Origin of the sequence: Wohlfahrtiimonas larvae, from assembly GCF_002006755.1 — a bacterium.
GTDB lineage: Bacteria > Pseudomonadota > Gammaproteobacteria > Cardiobacteriales > Wohlfahrtiimonadaceae > Wohlfahrtiimonas > Wohlfahrtiimonas larvae.
In genome coordinates this window covers 1-6,111 of sequence record NZ_MVDO01000179.1, presented here as the reverse complement: position 1 = coordinate 6,111, position 6,111 = coordinate 1, and the positions used below count along the sequence as shown (strand labels likewise).

The following is a 6,111-nucleotide window of genomic DNA, read 5'->3' as shown; positions in this document are numbered from 1 at the left end:
CCTTTTTTATATTAGAATATTACGTAAAGAATGCCTGCAAAACTATTACTCGCAGGTGCTATAATCTTTGAAGCACTTGGAATTGTTATGATGAAAGAAGCTCATGGCCTAACGGTTTGGTGGGCGGTTGTTCTTATGACAGTGTTTTTTGGGATCTCTTTCACTTGTTTTACTTTCTGTTTACGTAAAATGGAAGTGGCAGTGACGTATGCCATTTGGTCTGCTTCAGGAGCAATCCTTATATTTTTAATAGGATTCTTTTTTTATAAAGAAGCAATTACTATCCCCATTGCAATTTGCCTAGCATTGATTATTCTAGGCGTATTAATATTAGGATCAAAATAATGGTAGAATTTATTACTAAGATCATTCACTTTGTTGATAGCTTCAATCCATGGGTGATGTTAGTAGTTGCAATTCTATTCAGTACAATTGGCACCATTAGTTTAAAGTATTCCGACGGATTCAATAATAAAAAGCCAATTATTGGCGTTATCGGCGGGTATAGTGTATTTTTTATATTAATAAATATAATATTTAAAAATTTAGATGTTAGTATTGGGTATGCTGTTTGGTCAGGGTTATCAACGTTGATGGTGTCAGTCTCTGGTGTACTAATTTTTAAAGAACCATTGACATCGAGAAAAGGGATAGGTTTAGGTTTAATTATCCTTGGCGTAAGTGGTTTAAGTTATTTTAGTTAAATTTTTTGATGATGCGCACGGATTATGAAGTTTCTGTGTTAATATCAAATGGCGTTTAAGGTTTAAATATTCAATAAATTAAGTGAAGTTAATATATGTCCGTATTGAGAAATCTAAAAATTGCATGTAACAATTGCAGCTTACAGCAGCTGTGTATTCCTGTCGGATTAGAAGGCGAGGATTTCACAAAGCTTGAGTCTATTGTTGGGCATAGCCGACCATTGCCACGAGGCAAGCATATATATCTTCCTGAGGATAGATTTACATCGCTCTACGCTATTCGTTCAGGTTCGGTTAAAACATACAACGTAGCTTCAGATGGTACTGAATACGTTACAGGCTTCTATTTGCCTGGTGAAATCATTGGGTTAGATGCAGTCGCAACAGGAATTCATCCTTGTGGTGCTAGAACATTAGAAACGACCAGTTTGTGTGAGTTACCTTATGATCGTTTAGAAGATCTTTCGGCCATCATTCCAAGTATTTCTAAGCAACTTTTGAGAATTATGAGTCAAGAGCTTCATTCAGAAGAACAATTATTGATGATGGTTGGCTCACAATCAGCAGAAGCGCGATTAGTTGCTTTATTCCTTAGCTTATCATCACGTTTTTCTCGCCGTGGTTATTCTGCGACAGAATTTGTATTAAGCATGTCTCGTTCTGATATTGGGAGTTTCCTAGGTTTAGCAGTAGAAACTGTCAGCCGATTATTGAAACGTTTGCAAGAACAGGAATTGATTCAAGTGAATCATCGAGAAATTAAATTATTGGAGATGGAAAAGCTTCGCGCGATGGTGAAGTAGTTTCATATTAAAATCCAAAAGCCGTAAGTAATTCTTGCGGCTTTTATTGTATCCACTAGGGGAGCATTTGCTGAGAAGGAGTTTCCTGACCCTTAGACCTGATCTGGTTAGTACCAGCGTAGGGAATGTGGTTATCGCATTCTCTAAGCTCGTCTATAATTTATAGGAGGCTTTATATGGATGCGTATTCGTATCTTTATGCATTGCGTCAAACATCACCACTTGTTCATAATATGACAAATCAAGTTGTAGCTAACTTTGTGGCTAATGGTTTATTGGCTTTGGGTGCATCACCAATTATGGCATACGCAGAAGAAGAAGTTGGCACGATCACGAATATTTGCCATTCAACTGCCCTCAATATCGGAACTATTACTTCAGAAGCTTTTTATGCAATGTTATTGGCAGGCAAAGCTGCCAATGAATTAGATCATCCTTTAGTTTTTGACCCAGTTGGTGTGGGTGCTAGTGATTATCGTAAGAAGTGTGTAGAGCGATTATTAGAAACAGCACAAATGACGTTGATTCGTGGTAATGCTGGTGAAATTGCAACTTTATGCGGTATTCAATGGGAAGCTAAGGGTGTCGATAGTGGTGAAGGTGACTATGATCTTCAAAATCTTGCAAAAGAAGCTGCCATAAAATTTAATTGTATGATTGCAATCAGTGGAGAAATAGATTGGATCAGTGACGGTCAGCGTATTGTTGGTGTGAAAAATGGTCATTCATTGATGACAAAAGTTACAGGAATGGGATGTTTACTGACGGCAGTTTCAGCGGCATTTTTAGCAGTAGAACAGTCATTAGATAGTGTCATTGCAGCACATAGCTTGTATGGTGTTGCAGGAGATTACGCTTATCAGAAGTCGACAATGCCAGGTACATTTCAAATGCATTTTATTGATCAATTATATTTATTAAATGAAAATGATAATCAATATATTAATATTATTGAGTAGGAGGAAATTATGATTCCACAAGTTTGTACAATTGCAGGAAGTGATAGCGGTGGTGGTGCCGGGATTCAAGCAGATTTGAAAACTTTCCAAGAACGTGATGTTTTTGGTACATCTGCGATCATTGCATTAACAGTACAAAATACTTTGGGTGTGCATGGCGTTCATCTTGTACCTATGGAATATGTGATTGGACAATTAGATGCATTGTTTGCTGATTTTGATTTGAAAGCGATTAAAACAGGAATGTTATTAAATAGCGATTATATAATCGCTATTGCTGATTATCTCAAACAGCATTCTAAAGCAGCATTGATCGTTGATCCTGTAATGGTTGCTAAAGGTGGCGCTGCATTGATGGAAGATACAGCAACGAAAGCTATGATTGAACATATGTTGCCATTAGCAACATTAGTGACGCCCAATATTCCTGAAGCTGAAACTATTTTAGCTAGAAAGATCGAAACAGAAGAAGATATGGTGCAAGCAGCTAAAGATATTCAAGCTTTAGGTGCGAGTAATGTATTAATGAAAGGTGGGCATTCCTTGAATGAGGAAGAAGCGCGTGATTTCTTATGGACGGAAGATGGCGAAGGCTATTGGTTTGCAAGCCAGCGTTATCACACGAAAAATACTCATGGTACAGGATGTACATATTCTGCATGCATTACAGCAGAAATTGCTAAAGGCAAATCTCTGAAAGAAGCAATTGCAATGGCTAAAGAGTACATCACATCAGCCATTTATCATGGTATTGAAGTTGGGCACGGTCATGGGCCAACCAACCATGCGGCTTATCGTAAATTTGGAAAAGTAGAATGATCGATTGGCATAAAGCATTAAAATTGTATTTCATTGCTGGCACACAAGATGTAGTGAACCAAGAACAGTTAGAAGATGTATTGGAAGAAGCGATTAAATTTGGTATTACTTGTTTTCAATATCGTGAAAAAGGACAGGGCTCACTACAAAGCAAAGAAGATCGTTTAGCAATGGCCAAACGATTACAATTGCTGTGTAAAAGCGCGAGTATTCCTTTCATTATCAATGATGATGTAGATTTAGCGATTGAAATTGGTGCAGATGCGATTCATGTTGGGCAATCCGATAAACCGATTGCTGAAACTATCGAGTTAGCTAAACAATATCATATGGATGTAGGTTTATCCGTCAATACGATTGAGCAGTTGAAGATTGCAAGTACAGTGGATGGTTTGCATTATGTTGGCGTAGGTCCAATATTCCCAACGACTTCTAAAAGCGATGCTGAACCTGCCATTGGTGTTCATGGCTTAGCGGAGCGCATTGAGTTGTATCCTGACATCCCTAAAGTTGCCATTGGTGGGATTAATGTTAAAAATGCAGCAGAAGTCCTGCATACGAAGGTTGAAGGCATTGCTGTAATTTCTGCCATCACAGCTTCGCAACATCGTGACCGAGATATTCAAATCTTATTAATGAATGATAGATTTTTAGTGTCATAAATGTGTCATACCTGATCAGTAAACTCTACTAAGTTTTTATCCATTGATTTAAATTCAGGAGAGTTTGATGAAACAGTCTAATCTTTTTAAAATGCGTGCAATTTTTACTGCGATGACATTGGCATTATCGGTATCTTCAGTATCCTTTGCGGATTCAGTCTTATTTGATAGGGCGGCGAAAGGCAACATTGTAGAAAAAGGTGGTGCAACCCGTTTATCTGGTGATCAGATCAGTGCTTTGAAGCAGGAATTAGAAAAACATAATGTTAAAAATGTAATTCTATTCATTGGTGATGGGATGGGAGATTCTGAAATCACGATTGCACGTAACTATGCAGAAGGCGCGGGCGGTGCGTTTAAAGGATTGGATGCTTTGCCATTTACAGGGCAATATACACATTATTCTTTGGATAAAACGACACAAAAACCTGATTATGTAACGGATTCAGCAGCATCTGCAACAGCATGGTCATCAGGTGTGAAAAGTTATAATGGCGCATTAGGTGTAGATGTTAATGGGCAATCAGTGCCTACTATGATTGAAATGGCAAAAGCTGCAGGTCTTGCAACAGGTAATGTTTCGACGGCTGAAATTCAAGATGCTACGCCTGCTGCTCAAGCATCACATATTTCTAAGCGAAAATGTTATGGACCAACGGCTACAGCGACATTGTGCCCAGAAGCTGCACTTGAAAATGGTGGATTAGGATCAATTACAGAACAATATATTAATACTCGTGCAGATATTACTTTAGGTGGTGGATTAAAATCATTTAAAGAGATAGCAAAGGCAGGTCAATGGGAAGGCAAAAGTTTGTTAGATCAAGCTAAAGAGCGTGGTTATATTATTGTTACGAATGCTGATGAGTTAGCAGCAATTAAGAGCGCTAACCAAAATACACCTGTATTAGGGTTATTCTCTGATGGTAATATGCCTGTTCGCTGGAAAGGGCCCAAGGCTGAGTATAATGGCAATAAAAAAGCGGCGATTAAATGTGAAGTCAATGATGCACGTACAGCTGATATTCCAACACTTGCGATGATGACAGAAAAAGCCATTGATGTATTAAGCCAAAATGATAAAGGTTTCTTTTTACAAGTTGAAGGCGCATCTATTGATAAAGAGGATCATGCTGCCAATGCTTGTGGTCAAATTGGTGAAACAGTAGATCTAGATGAAGCAATTCAGGTTGGATTGAAATTTGCTCAGCAGCATGGTGATACGCTCATCATTGTGACAGCTGATCATGCACATTCTAGTCAGATCATTCCGAATGATTCTGATGCGCCAGGATTAACACAAACATTAACCACGAAAGATGGTATGCCAATGACAATTAGCTATGGCAATAGTGATTCAGATAGTCAAAATCATACAGGTGCACAATTACGTATTGCTGCATATGGCCCACAAGCAGGTAATGTGGTTGGGTTGTTGGATCAAACAGATCTATTTTTTATTATTAGAAATGCTTTAAAGCTTCAATAATCATGGCAAAATAAAACCTCCTCAGAAAACATTATGAGGAGGTTTTTGTTTTTAAATCAACAAGTTATATATCTAGGTTGCCAACAAGTTGGGCATTTGTCTCAATAAATTCACGTCTAGGTTCTACTTCATCGCCCATTAACATGGTGAAAGTTTCATCTGCTTTCTGTGCATCTTCCACTTTAACTTGTAACAAGCTACGAACATTAGGATCCATCGTAGTTTCCCACAATTGTTCCGCATTCATTTCACCCAAACCTTTATAACGAGAGATTGATTGGCCTTTTTTCGCTTCTTCGATCAACCAATCAATGCCTTCTTTGAAGTTTTCGATGGCAAATGATTTATCGCGGTACATTACATAAGCGCCTTCTTCGATTAAACCATGCAATTTTTTCGCGATTTCTGCAATGCGTTGATATTCCACAGAACGAATGAAACGGCCATCTAGTGCATATGTTTTTGTATGATCGTAATGCTTAACATCTACAGCAATGAATGGGCTGTTAGTTTCTGCGTCTGTATCTAATCTTACAGCGTAGCTTGTGCCAACTACAGGATTCTTATTCAATGCTGTTGCTAATTCATCCATCCATGCTTGCACTTCATCAGATGATAAAAGATCAATGGTTAATGGTGCCAAATCTGTCAAAGCAGATAATAGCTTTTCAGGAT

7 protein-coding genes, 1 pseudogene and 1 riboswitch are annotated in these 6,111 nt (G+C 38.1%); of the genes and pseudogenes, 7 read left to right on the top strand and 1 reads right to left on the bottom strand.

Annotated features, from left to right (window positions below; translation table 11 throughout):
* Positions 1–30 precede the first annotated feature (30 nt).
* The 7 genes from BZK14_RS09925 (at position 31) to phoA (ending at position 5,436) form a co-directional block, all read left to right on the top strand.
* Positions 31–345, top strand: a complete 315-nt coding sequence (locus tag BZK14_RS09925) for a DMT family transporter (protein WP_077926343.1) — start codon at positions 31–33, stop codon at positions 343–345.
* Complete coding sequence (locus tag BZK14_RS09920) at positions 345–704, top strand: DMT family transporter (protein ID WP_077926342.1); 360 nt, start codon at positions 345–347, stop codon at positions 702–704. The genes BZK14_RS09925 and BZK14_RS09920 overlap by 1 nt, the downstream gene beginning before the upstream one ends.
* A 95-nt stretch (positions 705–799) precedes the next feature.
* The gene (fnr, locus tag BZK14_RS09915; protein ID WP_077926341.1) at positions 800–1,507 is read left to right on the top strand and encodes a fumarate/nitrate reduction transcriptional regulator Fnr; all 708 of its coding nucleotides are present in this window, start codon (positions 800–802) and stop codon (positions 1,505–1,507) included.
* A 47-nt stretch (positions 1,508–1,554) separates the two neighbouring features.
* Positions 1,555–1,650: riboswitch (TPP riboswitch) on the top strand.
* A 33-nt stretch (positions 1,651–1,683) separates the two neighbouring features.
* Positions 1,684–2,466 (top strand): hydroxyethylthiazole kinase, encoded by a 783-nt coding sequence (gene thiM / locus BZK14_RS09910; protein ID WP_077926340.1) that lies wholly within the window; start codon positions 1,684–1,686, stop codon positions 2,464–2,466.
* A gap of 6 nt (positions 2,467–2,472) precedes the next feature.
* On the top strand, positions 2,473–3,285 hold the full coding sequence (thiD, locus tag BZK14_RS09905; RefSeq protein ID WP_171973696.1) for a bifunctional hydroxymethylpyrimidine kinase/phosphomethylpyrimidine kinase: 813 nt from the start codon (positions 2,473–2,475) through the stop codon (positions 3,283–3,285).
* A complete protein-coding gene (gene thiE / locus BZK14_RS09900; RefSeq protein WP_077926338.1) occupies positions 3,282–3,947 on the top strand; it encodes a thiamine phosphate synthase in 666 nt (221 codons plus the stop codon). Before thiD ends, thiE begins: the two co-directional genes overlap by 4 nt.
* Positions 3,948–4,014: 67 nt before the next feature.
* Positions 4,015–5,436, top strand: a complete 1,422-nt coding sequence (gene phoA / locus BZK14_RS09895) for an alkaline phosphatase (protein ID WP_077926337.1) — start codon at positions 4,015–4,017, stop codon at positions 5,434–5,436.
* 64 nt (positions 5,437–5,500) lie between these two features.
* Here phoA and gyrB read toward each other — a convergent pair.
* A pseudogene (gene gyrB / locus BZK14_RS09890) lies at positions 5,501–6,111 on the bottom strand (DNA gyrase subunit B); the annotation flags it as partial.

Coding starts and splice junctions, on each gene's coding strand:
- BZK14_RS09925 (WP_077926343.1), top strand. CDS start 31: ATGCCTGCAAAACTATTACTCGCAGGTGCTATAATCTTTGAAGCACTT.
- BZK14_RS09920 (WP_077926342.1), top strand. CDS start 345: ATGGTAGAATTTATTACTAAGATCATTCACTTTGTTGATAGCTTCAAT.
- fnr (WP_077926341.1), top strand. CDS start 800: ATGTCCGTATTGAGAAATCTAAAAATTGCATGTAACAATTGCAGCTTA.
- thiM (WP_077926340.1), top strand. CDS start 1,684: ATGGATGCGTATTCGTATCTTTATGCATTGCGTCAAACATCACCACTT.
- thiE (WP_077926338.1), top strand. CDS start 3,282: ATGATCGATTGGCATAAAGCATTAAAATTGTATTTCATTGCTGGCACA.
- phoA (WP_077926337.1), top strand. CDS start 4,015: ATGAAACAGTCTAATCTTTTTAAAATGCGTGCAATTTTTACTGCGATG.